14 protein-coding genes and 1 rRNA gene are annotated in these 14,513 nt (G+C 66.0%); 11 read left to right on the forward strand and 4 right to left on the reverse strand.

What is annotated here, in order from left to right; all coding sequences use genetic code 11:
- Nucleotides 1-91 (forward strand): 5S ribosomal RNA (rrf, locus tag ACZ6DT_RS32135); the annotation flags it as partial.
- Nucleotides 92-217: 126 nt separating this feature from the next.
- On the opposite strand, the gene ACZ6DT_RS32140 is transcribed toward rrf, so the two are convergent.
- Nucleotides 218-664, reverse strand: coding sequence for an Lrp/AsnC family transcriptional regulator (locus ACZ6DT_RS32140; RefSeq protein ID WP_465602357.1), 447 nt, complete (start codon nucleotides 662-664; stop codon nucleotides 218-220).
- A 107-nt stretch (nucleotides 665-771) separates the two neighbouring features.
- Here ACZ6DT_RS32140 and ACZ6DT_RS32145 point away from each other — a divergent pair, with 107 nt between their 5' ends.
- The 5 genes from ACZ6DT_RS32145 to ACZ6DT_RS32165 all read left to right on the forward strand — a co-directional run bounded on the left by ACZ6DT_RS32145 (nucleotide 772) and on the right by ACZ6DT_RS32165 (nucleotide 6,937).
- Entirely contained in the window at nucleotides 772-1,224 is a 453-nt protein-coding gene (locus ACZ6DT_RS32145) for a rhodanese-like domain-containing protein (protein WP_465602359.1), read from the forward strand.
- A gap of 88 nt (nucleotides 1,225-1,312) precedes the next feature.
- Complete coding sequence (locus tag ACZ6DT_RS32150) at nucleotides 1,313-2,068, forward strand: type 1 glutamine amidotransferase (RefSeq protein WP_465602361.1); 756 nt, start codon at nucleotides 1,313-1,315, stop codon at nucleotides 2,066-2,068.
- A 93-nt stretch (nucleotides 2,069-2,161) separates the two neighbouring features.
- Nucleotides 2,162-3,292 (forward strand): inorganic phosphate transporter, encoded by a 1,131-nt coding sequence (locus ACZ6DT_RS32155; protein WP_465602363.1) that lies wholly within the window; start codon nucleotides 2,162-2,164, stop codon nucleotides 3,290-3,292.
- Nucleotides 3,293-3,400: 108 nt separating this feature from the next.
- Nucleotides 3,401-6,373, forward strand: coding sequence for a bifunctional [glutamine synthetase] adenylyltransferase/[glutamine synthetase]-adenylyl-L-tyrosine phosphorylase (locus tag ACZ6DT_RS32160; protein WP_465602364.1), 2,973 nt, complete (start codon nucleotides 3,401-3,403; stop codon nucleotides 6,371-6,373).
- Between the two features lie 129 nt (nucleotides 6,374-6,502).
- Nucleotides 6,503-6,937, forward strand: a complete 435-nt coding sequence (locus ACZ6DT_RS32165) for an acyl-CoA thioesterase (protein WP_020633826.1) — start codon at nucleotides 6,503-6,505, stop codon at nucleotides 6,935-6,937.
- Nucleotides 6,938-7,028: 91 nt separating this feature from the next.
- Here the strand turns inward: ACZ6DT_RS32165 and glnA are convergent, their stop codons facing one another.
- Nucleotides 7,029-8,453, reverse strand: a complete 1,425-nt coding sequence (glnA, locus tag ACZ6DT_RS32170) for a type I glutamate--ammonia ligase (protein ID WP_465602366.1) — start codon at nucleotides 8,451-8,453, stop codon at nucleotides 7,029-7,031.
- A gap of 172 nt (nucleotides 8,454-8,625) precedes the next feature.
- On the opposite strand from glnA, the gene ACZ6DT_RS32175 reads away from it, so the two are divergent.
- Nucleotides 8,626-9,111 carry an RDD family protein gene (locus ACZ6DT_RS32175; protein WP_465602368.1) on the forward strand — a complete coding sequence of 162 codons (486 nt, stop codon included), beginning with the start codon at nucleotides 8,626-8,628 and terminating at the stop codon, nucleotides 9,109-9,111.
- Nucleotides 9,112-9,175: 64 nt separating this feature from the next.
- Here ACZ6DT_RS32175 and ACZ6DT_RS32180 read toward each other — a convergent pair whose 3' ends face one another.
- Nucleotides 9,176-10,129 (reverse strand): hypothetical protein, encoded by a 954-nt coding sequence (locus ACZ6DT_RS32180; protein WP_465602370.1) that lies wholly within the window; start codon nucleotides 10,127-10,129, stop codon nucleotides 9,176-9,178.
- Between the two features lie 103 nt (nucleotides 10,130-10,232).
- On the reverse strand, nucleotides 10,233-10,961 hold the full coding sequence (locus ACZ6DT_RS32185) for a DUF4191 domain-containing protein (RefSeq protein ID WP_465602371.1): 729 nt from the start codon (nucleotides 10,959-10,961) through the stop codon (nucleotides 10,233-10,235).
- A gap of 63 nt (nucleotides 10,962-11,024) precedes the next feature.
- On the opposite strand from ACZ6DT_RS32185, the gene ACZ6DT_RS32190 reads away from it, so the two are divergent.
- The 4 genes from ACZ6DT_RS32190 to ACZ6DT_RS32205 all read left to right on the forward strand — a co-directional run bounded on the left by ACZ6DT_RS32190 (nucleotide 11,025) and on the right by ACZ6DT_RS32205 (nucleotide 14,400).
- Nucleotides 11,025-13,112, forward strand: coding sequence for an ATP-dependent DNA helicase UvrD2 (locus ACZ6DT_RS32190; protein ID WP_465602373.1), 2,088 nt, complete (start codon nucleotides 11,025-11,027; stop codon nucleotides 13,110-13,112).
- Between the two features lie 215 nt (nucleotides 13,113-13,327).
- Nucleotides 13,328-13,594, forward strand: a complete 267-nt coding sequence (locus ACZ6DT_RS32195; protein WP_465602374.1) for a hypothetical protein — start codon at nucleotides 13,328-13,330, stop codon at nucleotides 13,592-13,594.
- A gap of 168 nt (nucleotides 13,595-13,762) precedes the next feature.
- Nucleotides 13,763-14,146, forward strand: a complete 384-nt coding sequence (locus ACZ6DT_RS32200) for a WhiB family transcriptional regulator (protein WP_465602376.1) — start codon at nucleotides 13,763-13,765, stop codon at nucleotides 14,144-14,146.
- Nucleotides 14,143-14,400, forward strand: a complete 258-nt coding sequence (locus tag ACZ6DT_RS32205; protein ID WP_465602378.1) for a hypothetical protein — start codon at nucleotides 14,143-14,145, stop codon at nucleotides 14,398-14,400. The genes ACZ6DT_RS32200 and ACZ6DT_RS32205 overlap by 4 nt, the downstream gene beginning before the upstream one ends.
- The last annotated feature ends 113 nt before the right edge of the window (nucleotides 14,401-14,513 follow it).

Here is a 14,513-nt window from a genome sequence, read left to right on the forward strand (position 1 = left end):
GCCCGGTCCCATTCCGAACCCGGAAGCTAAGCCTGACAGCGCCGATGGTACTGCAACCGAAGGGTTGTGGGAGAGTAGGACACCGCCGGACTAACCTTGAAAACAAGGTCTGGGACCTGGTCGAGAACCCCGAGTTCTCCCAGGTCCCAGACCTTTTTTCCATACCTGGACCCCGCCAGGTGATAGCAAAGGTCCCTTGCTCTCTCCGCGACCTTGTTCAGGAGCTCCGCCGGCTGACCGCACGTCGGCGCACAGGCGAAGAGAAGATCAGCGAAGTCGTCGTCTCCCCATAGCGCTGCATCCGCTCTACGAGCTCCTCCAACTCCGCGGTGTCCCGGCAGGCGACCCGCACGAGCCAGCACTCGACACCCGTGACGTGATCAGCGTCAAGCACCTGTGGCAGCGCGAGGATGGTTTCGCGGAAGCGAGCCGTGTCGAGGCTTCGTACCTTAGCCCGGACTATTGCCTCGATCGGTAGCCCGAGCTTCCTCAGGTCGATGCTGGCCGAGTACCCGGTGATGATCCCCATCGCCTCGAGCCGACGGACTCGCTCGGTCACCGCGGGTGCGGACAGCGACACCCGCCGACCGAGCTCCGAGAAGGTCAGTCGGCCGTCGGACTGGAGCAATTCGAGTAACTGCCAGTCGAGATCATCGAGGTTCACAGAACTCCAGGTCAATCGTCACGCCCGCCAGGGATCTCCAGGCTAACCGGCGGTGATACCTGGATTCTCCGATGTTCGGTTTGATCAGTGAGCAGCAGGATTGAGGCATGACGACCGAACCCCGTGTACTGATGTTTCCGGCCCTGGACAGTGCGACCGCGGCCGCGCACCTGCGAGCCGAACTCGCACTCGAGGTGGACCCCGATGACCTTGTCCAGGACCTCACCTCGGGTGCTCAGCGCGGTTACGTGATCGTCGAGACCCGAGCCCCTGAAGCCTTCGCGGCGGCCCGCATCCCCGGCGCGATCAATCTCCCGTACCGGGACATGACGCGCGACTCGGTCGGCGAGCTGGACCGAGACCTCGTCTACGTCTGCTACTGCGAGAGCGTCCACTGCAACGCCGCGACCAAGGGAGCCCTGAAACTCGCGGAGCTCGGCTTCAAGGTCAAACGCCTGTCCGGCGGCATCACCGCCTGGCAAGCAGCCGGCTACCCCGTTGACCGGGAGACCTTCGCATCCGCCCTCACCTCCGCGCCCGCCCCGCGCTGCGCCTGCTGAGCAAAGAGAGCAGGGGACCTTTGCTACCGCCTCTCCCCGGAGCGATAGCAAAGGTCCCCTGCTCTCCCGGCGGTCGTAGGCTGGGGAGGTGACCGCTCCCAAGTTGCTCGTCATCCAGCCGGATGCATCAGACCCGATCGGCCCTCTCGGCGACTGGCTCACCGAGGCGGGAGCCGAACTCGACATCCGGTTGCTGCCCGATCAGACGCTCCCTACGGATCTTGATGGGTATGGGGGCGTCGTATGCCTTGGCGGCGGGATGGGCGCCAACGATGACAACGCGCACCCGTGGCTCGCGGAGGTGCGGAAGCTTCTTTCGAAGGCTGCTGGTGCGCGCATCCCGACACTCGCGATCTGCCTAGGCGGTCAGCTCTTGGCGGTGGCGTTGGGCGGCAGCGTCGCCACAGGCGATCAAGGGCCTGAGGTCGGCCCGGGACTCGTGTCCAAGAAGGACGCTGCCTGGATCGACCCGCTCTTCGCGGACTTGCCTCTGATGCAAGACGTCCTGCAGTTCCAGAATGACGCGATCATGCGCCTGCCCGCGGGCGCCGAACTTCTGGCCTCCTCACCGCGGTATGCCTACCAGGCCTTCCGGTTCGGCCGTTTTGCCTACGGTGTCCAGTTCCATGTCGAGACGACGCCGGACGTCGTCCTGGACTGGGCGCGACAATCGCCGGAAATGGCGGAACTCACCCGGCCGGACGTACTGACCCCGGAGAATCTGGCCCGGGTGCATGCCGATATCACCGAAACCTGGCGACCGTTCGCCCACCGCTTCGTCCGACTGGTGTCCGGGGACCTCGCCCCGGCTGCGGACCGTCAACGTACATTGCCGATGGCTTAACGGCTTATGTCTCGAATGCATATGGGTTGTTAACGCTCAGGTCTTGCCGTCAGGTACCTTGCGAAGGGAATTTCGAAGGGTTCGGAGGTCGGGGTGGAGCCCTCAGTGCTGGTCGTGCTCGTCGTCGTCACGGCCCTGATTTTCGATTTCACGAACGGGTTCCACGACACGGCCAACTCGATGGCGACGTCGATCGCCACCGGTGCGTTGCGTCCCAAAGTCGCGGTGACGATCTCCGCGGTCCTGAACCTGGTCGGAGCCTTCCTCTCGGTCGAAGTGGCCAAGACCATCTCGAATGGACTGGTCGATGACACCAAGATCGGACCGGCGATCGTGTTCGGTGGGCTGGTCGGCGCGATCGTGTGGAACCTGGTCACGTGGTTCGTCGGACTGCCGTCCAGCTCGTCCCACGCGCTGTTCGGCGGACTGATCGGCGCCACGTGGGTGTCGGCCGGAACGGACTCCGTCCATTTCGGAAAGATCGTCGAGAAGGTGCTGATTCCCGCGGCGCTGTCGCCGGTTTTGGCCGGCCTCTTCGCGATGATCGTGACGTACTTCGTCTACCGGATCTTCGTCCGCCGCGGCCGCACTGCCGGTTTCCGAGTCGGGCAGATCATCTCGGCTTCGCTGGTCTCGCTCGCCCACGGCACGAACGACGCGCAGAAGACCATGGGTGTCATCACGCTGACGATGATCACCGCCGGAACTCTTCCCGCCGGGACCGGCCCTCCGCTCTGGGTGATCGTCAGCGCCGCGCTGGCGCTGGCGCTCGGCACGTACCTGGGCGGCTGGCGAATCACCTACACGTTGGGTAAGGGCCTGACGGACATCGACGGCCCGCAGGGCTTCGCCGCGCAGACCAGCTCGGCGGTGGTCATCCTCGCTTCGACGAACTTCGGCTTTCCGCTTTCGACCACTCACGTCTGTTCTGGAGGCATCGTGGGCTCCGGTGTAGGCAGGAACGAGTCACCGGTCCGCTGGCGTACGGCCGGCCGCATGGTGATCGCCTGGCTGTTCACGCTTCCGGCAGCGGCCATCGTCGGTGCCGGGGCCGGTCTCGTGACCTCGACCGGCACAGTGGGCACGATCTCCGTCGGCGTCGCCGGCCTGGCGATCGGCATCGGGATTTACCTCCTTTCCCGGCGAAGCCCCGTCAACGCAGGCAGCTTCACCACTCCCGCCCCGCCTCTTCCTGACCCGGAAGTCGGCAGGATCGCCGCCTAGCGAAGCAAGGGACCTTTGGTATCGCCGTGCAAAGGCGACACCAAAGGTCCCTTGCTCTCTTGCGCGTCCGTCTGGTGAAGGGCGGAAGGGCGACTACGGTGGAAGCCGATGGTTGAGCGCGCCAGGCCGACCGCTTCCGTGGCGAGATACGGCTTCACCGACCCCCGTGCCGACGGGCAGCTGCGTGCTGCCCGTTGGTGGACCGAATCCGGCCCGGACGGCTCCGTCACCGACGTGTTGTCGGCACTCTCCCGCGCGGCGGATCCCGATCTCGCCTTGAGCGGGCTGGACCGGATCCGAGAAGCAGACCCGTCGGCCTGGGACGAGCTCGACCAGGCGCTCCGCACCAACCGCACCTTCCGCGGCCGCATGCTCGGTGTCTTGGGCACTTCGAGCGCACTTGCGGACTTCCTGGTCGCGAACACCGACTGCTGGAAAACCCTCGAACGCGAGAAGAGCGCTGAGCCGGATCAGTACGTGAGCAGTCTCCTCAAGCATGTACGGTCGGAAGGGGAACTGCTCACAGGGCTTGAGTCGGAGCAGGCTCTTCGCATCGGGTATCGCGAACTGCTCCTCGGAATCGCGGCGGCCGACCTCGGTCATCTGGTCGAACCCGGTCTCCGCCAGCCACCCTATGCCGAGATCGGCGCTCAGCTCACCACGCTGGCCGAGGCCGCGCTGACGGTGGGGTTACTGGTCGCCGAGGCCGAGGTGGGCGCCGGTGTCGAAGGCCGGCTGGCTGTGATCGCGATGGGTAAATGCGGTGGTCGGGAGCTGAACTATGTGAGCGACGTGGATGTCATCTTCGTCGGTGACGGGGATCTTTCGGTTTCCACGCGGCTGGCCAGCACGATGATGCGCGTGGTCGGCAAGGCCTGTTTCGAGGTCGATGCCGCGCTGCGTCCCGAGGGCAAGGCGGGCGCCTTGGTCCGGACTCTCGACGGACATGCCGCCTACTACCAGAAGTGGGCCAAGACCTGGGAGTTCCAGGCCCTGCTCAAGGCACGGCCGGTGGCAGGCGATGCCGAGCTCGGCCGCCAGTACGCGGAGATGGTCGCGCCGAAGGTGTGGGCAGCGGCCGATCGGGAGAATTTCGTCCCCGAGGTGCAGAAGATGCGGCGCCGCGTCGAAGGCCATGTGCCGTCCGCGCATGCCGAGCGGGAGCTGAAGCTGGGACGTGGAGGCCTTCGCGACGTCGAGTTTGCTGTGCAGTTGCTGCAACTGGTCCACGGCCGGATCGACGCGGGTTTACGTTCTCCGTCCACGATGGACGCACTCGCCGCCTTGGGGGCAGGGGGGTACGTCGGCCGTAAGGATGCCGCGGAGCTCGCCTCCTCGTACGAGTTCCTCCGGACCATCGAGCATCGGCTCCAGCTTCGCCGACTACGGCGTACGCACCTGTTCCCTGCCTCGTCGGACACCAGCGAGCTGCGAACGATCGCGAGGGCGAGCGGTGTACGGCCCGCCCGCGGTAGAAGCGAAGGGGACGTGTTGCTGGCGGAATTCCGCCGCCACCTGCAGAGCATCCGCCGCCTTCACGAGAAGCTCTTTTACCGGCCGCTGCTGCAATCGGTGGCGAACGTGCCGACCGAAGCACTGCGGCTGACTACGAAACAGGCCGAGAGCCGCCTCGCCGCGCTCGGTTATGCCGCGCCGGACGGGGCCCTTCAGCACATCAAGGCGCTGACCGCGGGAATGTCCCGCCGGGCTGCCATCCAGCAGGCACTGCTGCCGGTCCTGCTGGATCTTCTCGCCGACACCCCGGATCCCGACCGCGGACTTCTGTCCTACCGGAAGGTCTCGGAAGCGCTCGAAGAAACGCCTTGGTATCTCAGGGTTCTCCGCGACGAGGGAGCCGTCGTCGAGCGGCTCGCGTTCCTGTTGGGCACGTCGCGGCTGGTGCCCGACATGCTGGCGAGGGCGCCGGAAGTCCTGCAGCTGCTCGGTGATCCCGCGCGGCTGACCGGTCGCACTCCGGCTGAAGTGGCCACCTCTCTGCGAGCCGCAGTGCGGCGCCAGCCGGGTTTGAACGCCGCTGTCGCGGCCGCGAGATCGCTTCGCCGACATGAGATGTTGCGGATCGCATCGGCAGATCTGCTGGGTCTGCTCGACGTCCCGGCGGTCTGCGAGGCGTTGTCGAGCGTGTGGGCCGCCGTGTTGCAGGGTGCCTTGGCCGCCGCGTTTCGCCAGCGTCAGGCGGAACTCGGCCAGACGCCCGCGAAAATCGCTGTCATCGGTATGGGGCGTCTCGGTGGGGCTGAACTCGGCTATGGATCCGACGCGGACGTCCTCTTCGTATGCGAGCCGGCCGAAGGTGTGTCGGACTCCGAAGCAGCGAAGTTCGCTTCCTCTGTTGCCGAGACGGTGCGCAAGATTCTCGGTGCGCCCAGCCCCGACCCGGCTTTGGTCGTCGACGCCGATCTCCGGCCGGAGGGGCGGAGCGGCCCGTTGGTGCGGACCCTCGAGTCCTACCGCAGCTACTACGGGCGGTGGGCGGAGGTCTGGGAATCGCAGGCGCTGCTCCGCGCCCGGTTCATCGCCGGTGACGACGACCTCGGTGCACGGTTCATCGAGATGATCGATCCCATTCGCTATCCGCAGGAAGGCCTCGACGCGGTCCGGGTGAGGGAGATCAGGCGGATCAAGGCGCGGGTGGAGACGGAACGGATGCCCAAGGGCGCCGACCCGACCCGGCACACGAAGCTCGGGCGTGGAGGGCTTGCCGACGTGGAGTGGACCGTGCAGCTCATGCAGCTGCGTCACGGGCACCAGGTCGAAGGGCTGCGAACCACCTCGACGATCGAGGCGCTGAAGGCCGCGGCGGAGGCCGGGCTCGCCGAGCCCGCCGAGATCGAATCCTTGACGGAGGCCTGGTTGCTGGCGACGCGTGTCCGTAACGCCGGGATGCTGGTCAGGGGTAAGGGCGTCGACGAGATACCCAGCTCCGGCCGAGACCTCGCCGCGGTCGCACGGGTGCTCGGCTACTCGGCCGACGACGATCCGGGCGAGTTCCTCGATGCCTACCGGCGGACGACGCGACGTGCCCACGCGGTTGTGGAGACCCTTTTCTACCAGGGCTGAACGGCTCTGACCTGCGGTAAATGAGCAAGGGACCTTTGCTATCACTTGCCACAGGTTGCGGAGACGACAGCAAAGGTCCCTTGCTCACACTCGGCGCCGCGAACGGAGAGTGGCCCCTACAGTGGACCGGTGACTGTGCGCGAGCCATTTCGCACCCGGATCAAGGTGCGCCACTACGAGCTGGACACTCTCGGCCATCTCAACCACGCCGTCTACCACTCGTACGGCGAGGTCTCCAGACTCGAGCTGATGGAGCTCGCGGGCGGCCTCAACTCGGGCATGCGCGACGCGAATCTTGCCTTCGTGCTGCTCGAATCCCACATCGTGTTCCGGCGGGAGCTCCGAGCCGGCGATGTCGTCGACGTGACTTGTGACGCCAAGTTCGGGACCGGCAAGACCTTCCACATGGACTCGAACATCTACAAGGTCGACGGCACCCTCTCCGCGGAGATCACGTGCACCTTGGGACTGATGGATCTCGAGCGACGCAAACTCGTGGATGATCCGCGTGGCCGTATCGAGCGAGCGGGCGTCGATTTGAAGGTTCTTTCCACTTCGGAGTAGTCACGCCGCGCAGACCCCATAAAGAAACGCCGGTGGTGAGGGCGCTTCCGCACCTCACCACCGGCGTGCTCTTGGTGTTCCTACCGCAGGATCACACGTCGTAATACAGCGAGAACTCGTACGGGTGCGGGCGCAGCCGCAGCGGGTCGATCTCATTCTCCCGCTTGTAGGAGATCCACGTGTCGATCACGTCGGGGGTGAAGACTCCACCCTCGAGCAGGTAGTCGTGGTCGGCTTCCAGCGTGTCGAGAACCGCGCCGAGGTCTCCAGGAACGAGCTTGACGTTCTGGGCCTCTTCCGGCGGCAGCTCGTAGAGGTCCTTATCGATGGGCTCCGGCGGCTCGATCTTGTTCTTGATGCCGTCGAGACCGGCCATCATCATCGCCGAGAACGCCAAGTACGGGTTACCGGACGAGTCCGGGCACCGGAACTCGGCACGCTTGGCCTTCGGGTTGTTGCCCGTGATGGGGATACGGACACAAGCCGACCGGTTCCGCTGCGAGTACACCAGGCTGACCGGGGCCTCGAAGCCCGGCACGAGCCGGTGGTACGAGTTGACGGTCGGGTTGGTGAACGCCAGCAGGCTCGGGGCGTGCTTGAGCAGGCCACCGATGTAGTGACGCGCGGTGTCCGACAGCCCGGCGTAACCGGACTCGTCGTGGAACAGCGGCGTGCCGTCTTTCCACAGCGACTGGTGGCAGTGCATGCCCGAGCCGTTGTCGCCGGCGAGCGGCTTCGGCATGAAGGTCGCGGTCTTGCCGGCGGCGAACACGGTGTTCTTCACGATGTACTTGAACAGCTGCAGGTCGTCCGCGGCATGCAGCAGGGTGTTGTACTTGTAGTTGATCTCGGTTTGACCGGCGGTGCCCACCTCGTGGTGCGCGCGCTCGATCTCGAAACCGGAGCCCTGCAGGTTGCGGACGATGTCGTCACGCAGGTCGGCGAAGTGGTCGACCGGCGGGACGGGGAAGTAGCCGCCCTTGAACTTCGTCTTGTATCCCTGGTTGCCGCCCGGCACGTCGGCACCGGTGTTCCACCAGCCCTCGACGGAGTCGATCTCGTGGAACGAGGCGTGCTCGGCGGAGTCGAACCGGATCGAGTCGAAGATGTAGAACTCGGCTTCCGGGCCGAAGAACACGTTGTCGGCGACGCCGTACTCGGAGATGTACTGCTCGGCCTTGCGCGCGATGTTGCGCGGGTCGCGGCTGTACGCCTCACGGGTGAACGGGTCGTGCACGAAGAAGTTCAGCGAGAGCGTCTTCGCCTTGCGGAACGGGTCGATTCGCGCCGTTTCGGGGTCCGGGAGGAGCAGCATGTCGGATTCGTGAATCGACTGGAACCCGCGCACCGAGGAGCCGTCGAAGGCCAAGCCTTCTTCGTACGCTTCCTCGTTGAACGCCTTCGCCGGAACGGTGAAGTGCTGCATAACGCCGGGCAGGTCGCAGAACCTGACGTCGACGACCTCTACGTTCTCGTCGGCGATAAGGCGCTGAATGTCGTCTGGAGTAGTGGGCACCCTCGGTGACTCCTTCTCGTTCGTTGCCGGCGGCAGTACTCTCTTCGGCTCACGCTAAGAGCGCGGTGTTGCCCGACCGTCACCCGTATGTTTCGCCGGTGTTAACGGGGCGGCGATATCGGGTAGTCGACCAGGGCGAATGTGGCCCGCGCCACCGGCATACCCTGGATGGGTGGCGAGATGGACCGGAGAATGGCTACCCGGAGCCGGGGATGGAACGACGGCCGGTGGCGAGGGTACGCAGCGTTGGCGTGGTGAGCGACTCGGCTTGCCTCAATCGGGTGTCGGCTCGGTAGCGGGCGGCGGCGCACGTCTTCTCGGGCTGATCGTCGACTTGGTTCTCGCCTCGCTGGTCACCACCCTCTTCGTGACACCCAGCCTTCAGGATCCGGCTGTCATGCAGACGTTCAATCTCTGGTCGGTCGGCGTCTGGGCGGCGATCACGGTCATTCCCGCGGCTTTCTTCGGCTTCACCCCCGGTATGGCAGCGATCGGAATCCGCGTCGCCAGGCTCGACGGCGCGCAAATGGTCGGCGTGTGGCGTGCCGTCGTGCGGGCGGCGCTGACCTTCGTGATCATTCCGGCGGCGATCCGCAACATCGACGGACGAAGCTGGCTCGACCGGCTGACCGGCACCGTCGTGATCCGCATGCGATGACCTCGGATGGAGAGCAAAGGACCTTTGCTCTCGCCGGAGGAAGCGGCTGCCGAACCAGCCGTGGTCAGGCGGCTGGTGCTGCAGGAGCGCTGCCGACATCCGGTGGTGGTCGTTGACGAGCGCGGCGGTGGGCTGTTCGCAGCTCCTGGATCACTACCAGCGGCTCGTCCCGTAGTCGCGCGGGACTTACCTGGACGACGATAAGGCCCGGTGCGACAAGCACCGGCGTCTCGGACATCTTGCCCGGTTCGAGAGCGACCTCGTCGTAGCGAACTTGCACGGCGACGCCGACTTGCGGCCACCAGGCGTCGGCGACACCGACTACCTTCCCGTCCGAAGTTCGTAGTTCTGCCTTCCGCGTGGGGCTGGGCAAGCCGCTGCGCTCGAGTACGGACTCCAGCCATTGCTCGACGGCGGAGTCGACGCCGTCCTGAAGGGCGTTGACGACGACTCGGGGTAGTGCCGAGCCGATCGTGCTGGCTTGCGCCAGTTCAACTCGAAGTTCCTCTGGAGTGCAGAGCCCACGATGGACCGCGTCGTGGATCATCTCTCGCACCGTCTTGAGTTCGTCCATGCGCCGAGCCGCATCGATCAGGGCCCGGGCGAGTGGGGCTACGGGCAGTCCGTCGATCTCGACTGGTTCCGGCAGGTGGATCGTTCGCTCGACGACGGCGGACCCCCAGGTGGAGACCTTGCTCCGATGGGGAATCAAGGTGTGAGCCCGTCTTTCGGGCGGGAGTCTTCGGACTCCGTACAACCTGGCGGCTTGTACTCCGGTGAGCATCGCCTCCGGGCCTGCGTGGGCCAGGGCGATCTTCAGGAGTTGACGCCTGGTCGGTGTGGCATTGGTCAGGAGGATGACGCCGGGGATCGGACGTCGCCACGGACCGCCTTCGCGGCAACGGCGAGAGATCCAGGAATGGGAGTGCCCCAGGGCGACAAGTTTCGCCCGGGCGGCCACGCCGTCCGGGAACATCGCTGCCAGCGCCGTCTGCCGGGTGTTCGAGGTTCTGTCCATTCAGTGATCATGCGACCACCCACCGACAGTTTTTCGTCCGGAGATGGATCAGGGGTCCTTTGCTACCGCGTTCGGTAGCAAAGGACCCCTGATCCTCGCTTGGTCAGCGGCGGCGGATGGTGCGCTGGACGTTGCGCATCTTCGCGCCGGCAGGCATCGGACCCTTGGGCATCGCGGCGCCGCGGCTGCCGAGGGCGGCCAGCTTCGCTTCCAGCGCGTCGACCTGGGCGGGCTTGAGGTTCCGCGGGAGCTTCGTGAGGTAGCTCTGCAGCTTCTTCAGCGGCACCTGCTGCTCTTCGTTCCCGATGATGACGTTGTAGATCGGGGTTTCACCGATCAAGCGGGACACCCGCTTCTTCTCCTGCGCGAGCAGGGACTTCACGCGGTGCGGCGCGCCCTCGGCGACGAGCACGACGCCCGGCCCGCCGAGCACCCGGTGCACGGCGTCGAGCTGGGTCGTCGCGGCGACGGTCGGCGTCACCTTCCAGCGGCCTCGCATGTTTTCGAGTGCCCAGGCCGCGGCGCCCGGCTGTCCGTCGGCCTTGGAGTACACGGTCTTCTGGACCCGCCTACCGAAGATGATCACAGCGGCGAGCGCGCCGAGCAGAATGCCCAGCGGCAGCACGACCCAGTGGACGTCGAAGATGAACCCGATGCCGAACACGACACCCGTGATGACCAGGAGCGATCCGACCATCCAGGGGATGAGCGCCTTGTCTTCCTTGCGCTGCATCTTGAAGGCCTCGAAGATCTGCCCGCGGCGAGCCTTGCTCGCGGCACGCTTCTCCTTCTTGGCCAGCTTCGCTGCTTCCTTGTCCTGCTTTCCCGCCATGTGTCCAGGATACGGCCGCGTGCCCTGCGACGATCCCGTCGGGCCCTCTGCGAGGATCGGGGCGTGGTTAGCGCATCGTCCCCGAAGAGTCGTCCAGGCCTGCTCGATGGGCTCGATCCTGAGCAACGCGCCGCCGCCTGCGCGCCGAGGGGGCCGGTCTGCGTTCTTGCCGGAGCGGGGACCGGCAAGACGCGGACGATCACGCATCGCATCGCCCACCTGGTCCGTTCCGGCCACGTCGCCGCTGGTCAGGTGCTCGCAGTCACTTTCACGACCCGCGCCGCGGGCGAGATGCGCGCTCGCCTTCGTGGGCTGGGTGTCGACGCCGCTCAGGCGCTCACCTTCCACGCGGCTGCCCGCCGCCAGCTTCGGTACTTCTGGCCACAGGTGGTCGGGGACCGGCCTTGGGAGCTGCTCGAGAACAAGTTCCGTTACATCAGCCAAGCCGCCAACAAGGCCGGTCTCGGCACCGAGACGGAACTGCTGCGGGACCTCGCCAGTGAGATCGAGTGGAGCAAGGCCTCTTTGGTATCGCCGGACGACTATCCGGCGGTCGCCGCGCGGACGCAGCGGGACACACCGGCGCCCGCGTCGCAGGTAGCGGAGGTCTACCGCAACTACGAAAAGGTCAAGAACGCCGCCCAGGTTCTCGACTTCGACGACCTGCTCCTGCACACCACCGCCGTCCTCGAGGAGCACACGGTGGTGGCCCAGGAGTTCCGCGAGCGCTACCGCTGCTTCGTCGTCGACGAGTATCAGGACGTCACCCCGCTGCAGCAGCGGCTGCTCGACGCATGGCTCGGTGGCCGCGACGACTTGACCGTCGTCGGTGACGCCAACCAGACCATCTATTCGTTCGGTGGTGCTTCTCCGCGGCCGTTGTTGGAGTTCACACGGAGGTTCCCCGAGGCGACGGTCGTGAGGCTCGAACGGGACTACCGGTCGACTCCGGAGGTCGTGGCTCTCGCCAATCAGGTGATCGGTGCCGCGCGTGGCCGTCCCGCGGGGTCGAGGCTGAAGCTCGTCGGCCAGCGTCCTTCGGGACCGGCACCGCGTTTCGCCGAATACGACGACGAGACCGCCGAGGCCGCCGCTGTCGCGCGCAGGATCCGTGATCTGCTCGACAGTGGAGTGGCGGCCAGCGAGATCGCGGTGCTTTACCGCGTGAACGCCCAGTCGGAGGCCTATGAGCAGGCGCTTGCGGAGGCGAGCATTCCGTACCTGGTCCGTGGTGGCGAGCGCTTCTTCGCCAGGGCCGAGGTCCGGCAGGCGATGTCAGCGTTGCGGATGGCGTCGACCGATGCCGACACCGGCGAGCTCGTGACCCGGGTTCGCTCGGTCCTGGCGAAGGTCGGGCTCACCGATCAGCCCCCTGCCGGAGGCGCGGCGAAAGAGCGATGGGACGCGCTTCTGTCGATCGTCGAATTGGCCGAGGAGCTGGCTTCCACCGTCGATGACGCGGATCTGCCCCGCTTCGTGGCGGAGCTCGAACAGCGGGCGACCGCGCAGCATCCGCCGACGGTGGAGGGCATCACCCTGGCCTCGCTTCACGCGGCGAAAGGTCTCGAATGGGACGCCGTGTTCCTCGTGGGACTCGCCGAGGGCACCGTGCCGATCCTGCACGCTGACGGTGACGACGCGGCCATCGAAGAAGAGCGCCGTCTCTTCTATGTCGGTGTCACTCGAGCGCGAGAGCACCTCTCGCTGTCGTGGGCCCTGGCCAGGACGGCGGGAAACCGCCGCAATCGGCGACGCAGCCGCTTCCTCTACGGCCTCATCCCCGAAGATCATCCGGCGGCGAGGGTCGCCCGATCGCAACAGCCGAAGCAGTCCGGCAACAAGGCCCGGTGCCGGGTGTGTGGCGGGCCCTTGCTGGAAACACTGGACATCAAGCTGGGCCGTTGCTCTCGTTGTCCGTCCAACGTGGACGAGCAACTGCTCGAGAAGTTGAAGTCCTGGCGGGGCGAGCGTTCGCGTGAGCTCAAGGTGCCGGCCTTCGTCGTTTTCACCGATGCGACGTTGGTCGCCATCGCCGAGCAGCGACCGACCGATGACACGGCGTTGTGCGCCATCTCCGGGATCGGTGCGACGAAACTCGAACGCTTCGGAGCGGCGGTTCTCGACGTCGTGCGGGCCTCGGTGGAGACTTGACCGCGTCCCAGGCTTGATCCGCGCGGCGAACCCGCTGCTCAGAGCCGATCTTCGTAACTTCGACGGATTTTCTGAAAAATAAGTTGCCCCGGCGCGGCTGGGGGCAATAACCTGCAGGTACCGGGCAGAACGCGCCTGGTCTGGGGAAGAACTTCTACAACACAGCGTAGACCGTGGGCGGTTCGCGCGCGACAGAGAAAGGTGGTGCCGGTGAAATGACGATCAACATGATGCTCACGAACCCTGGCACCCGTCTGTCCTGCGTCGCGGAAGTCCCGCAGGCACAGCGCCAGGGCACTTTCGTGCCCGAGAGCATCCTTGCCGCCCGCGGCACTCAGGGCCTCAACCGGCGCTGGGTCACCGCCGACGAGACCTTCATGCACGCTGCCGCCTTCGGTGGAGCGTACGTGAATGGTGGCGTCGATCTGCCGGTCATCAAGCAGTTCCGTGTTCCGTTGTCCAAACGGGAGCGAAGTTCCTGACCTAGTCAGGATCAGAGGCTCACGAAGGCCGCGGAACCGGGTTACCGGATCCGCGGCCTTCGTGTTTTTTGCTGCACAAACAAGTTGGCTGCACAACCTAATTGGGGTTCAGCGTTGTCCAGTTCCACCGTGAGTACGAAATCCGTTACGGCACAGAGGAGTGCACTTATGTCATCGGCCATAGCTTTCGCGCCGGGGGAGGCTCTGCCTTTCGTCGACGCGGGCGTCGTCGACTTGCTCGACGCCATCGACTCGCCTGAGTCGATGCTTCCCTGCCGTTCGGGCGACGCGGACCTTTGGTTCGCCGAGTCGCCGGCAGAGCTCGAGCGCGCGAAGGCGTTCTGCGCGGACTGCCCGGTCCGCTCCGCCTGCCTCGCGGGCGCCCTTTCGCGGCGGGAGCCGTGGGGTGTCTGGGGTGGCGAAATCTTCGAGCGCGGTGTTGTCGTCGCGCGGAAGCGGCCCCGTGGCCGCCCCCGGAAGAACTCGGTCGTCGAGCCCGCCGCCGAGGCTCGTCCCCTCGCCCGCAAGGTCGAGCGGAGCGCAGCGGCATGACCGTCGAACTCATCACCACCAGGGATTACGAGGCGCGGACGGGTCACCGCACAGTCGCGCCGGCCAAGTTGAACGAGATCAAGGTCGAGGAGACCAGCGAAATGTTGCTTTATGAAGAACTGTCCAGGGCCCGAATACGAGACCTCGAGGAGGGAGTCCGCGTTCAGCGGGCTCGGAGCGGTCCACGCGCCGCACGCAGGTGGACCAAGGTCGCCCGCTGGGCGACCCGGCGAGCCGAGCGCCTTCAGGCCTGACCACTCGGGGGAGCGGGGGGGGGGGGTGGGGGTGTGGCCCCCCACCCCACCCCCCCCCCCCCCCCCCCCCCCCCACCCAGAAAACAGGGGGAAGCGCGGGAGCCTGGGTGGGG

It is taken from the genome of Amycolatopsis sp. NPDC041971 (assembly GCF_055588925.1).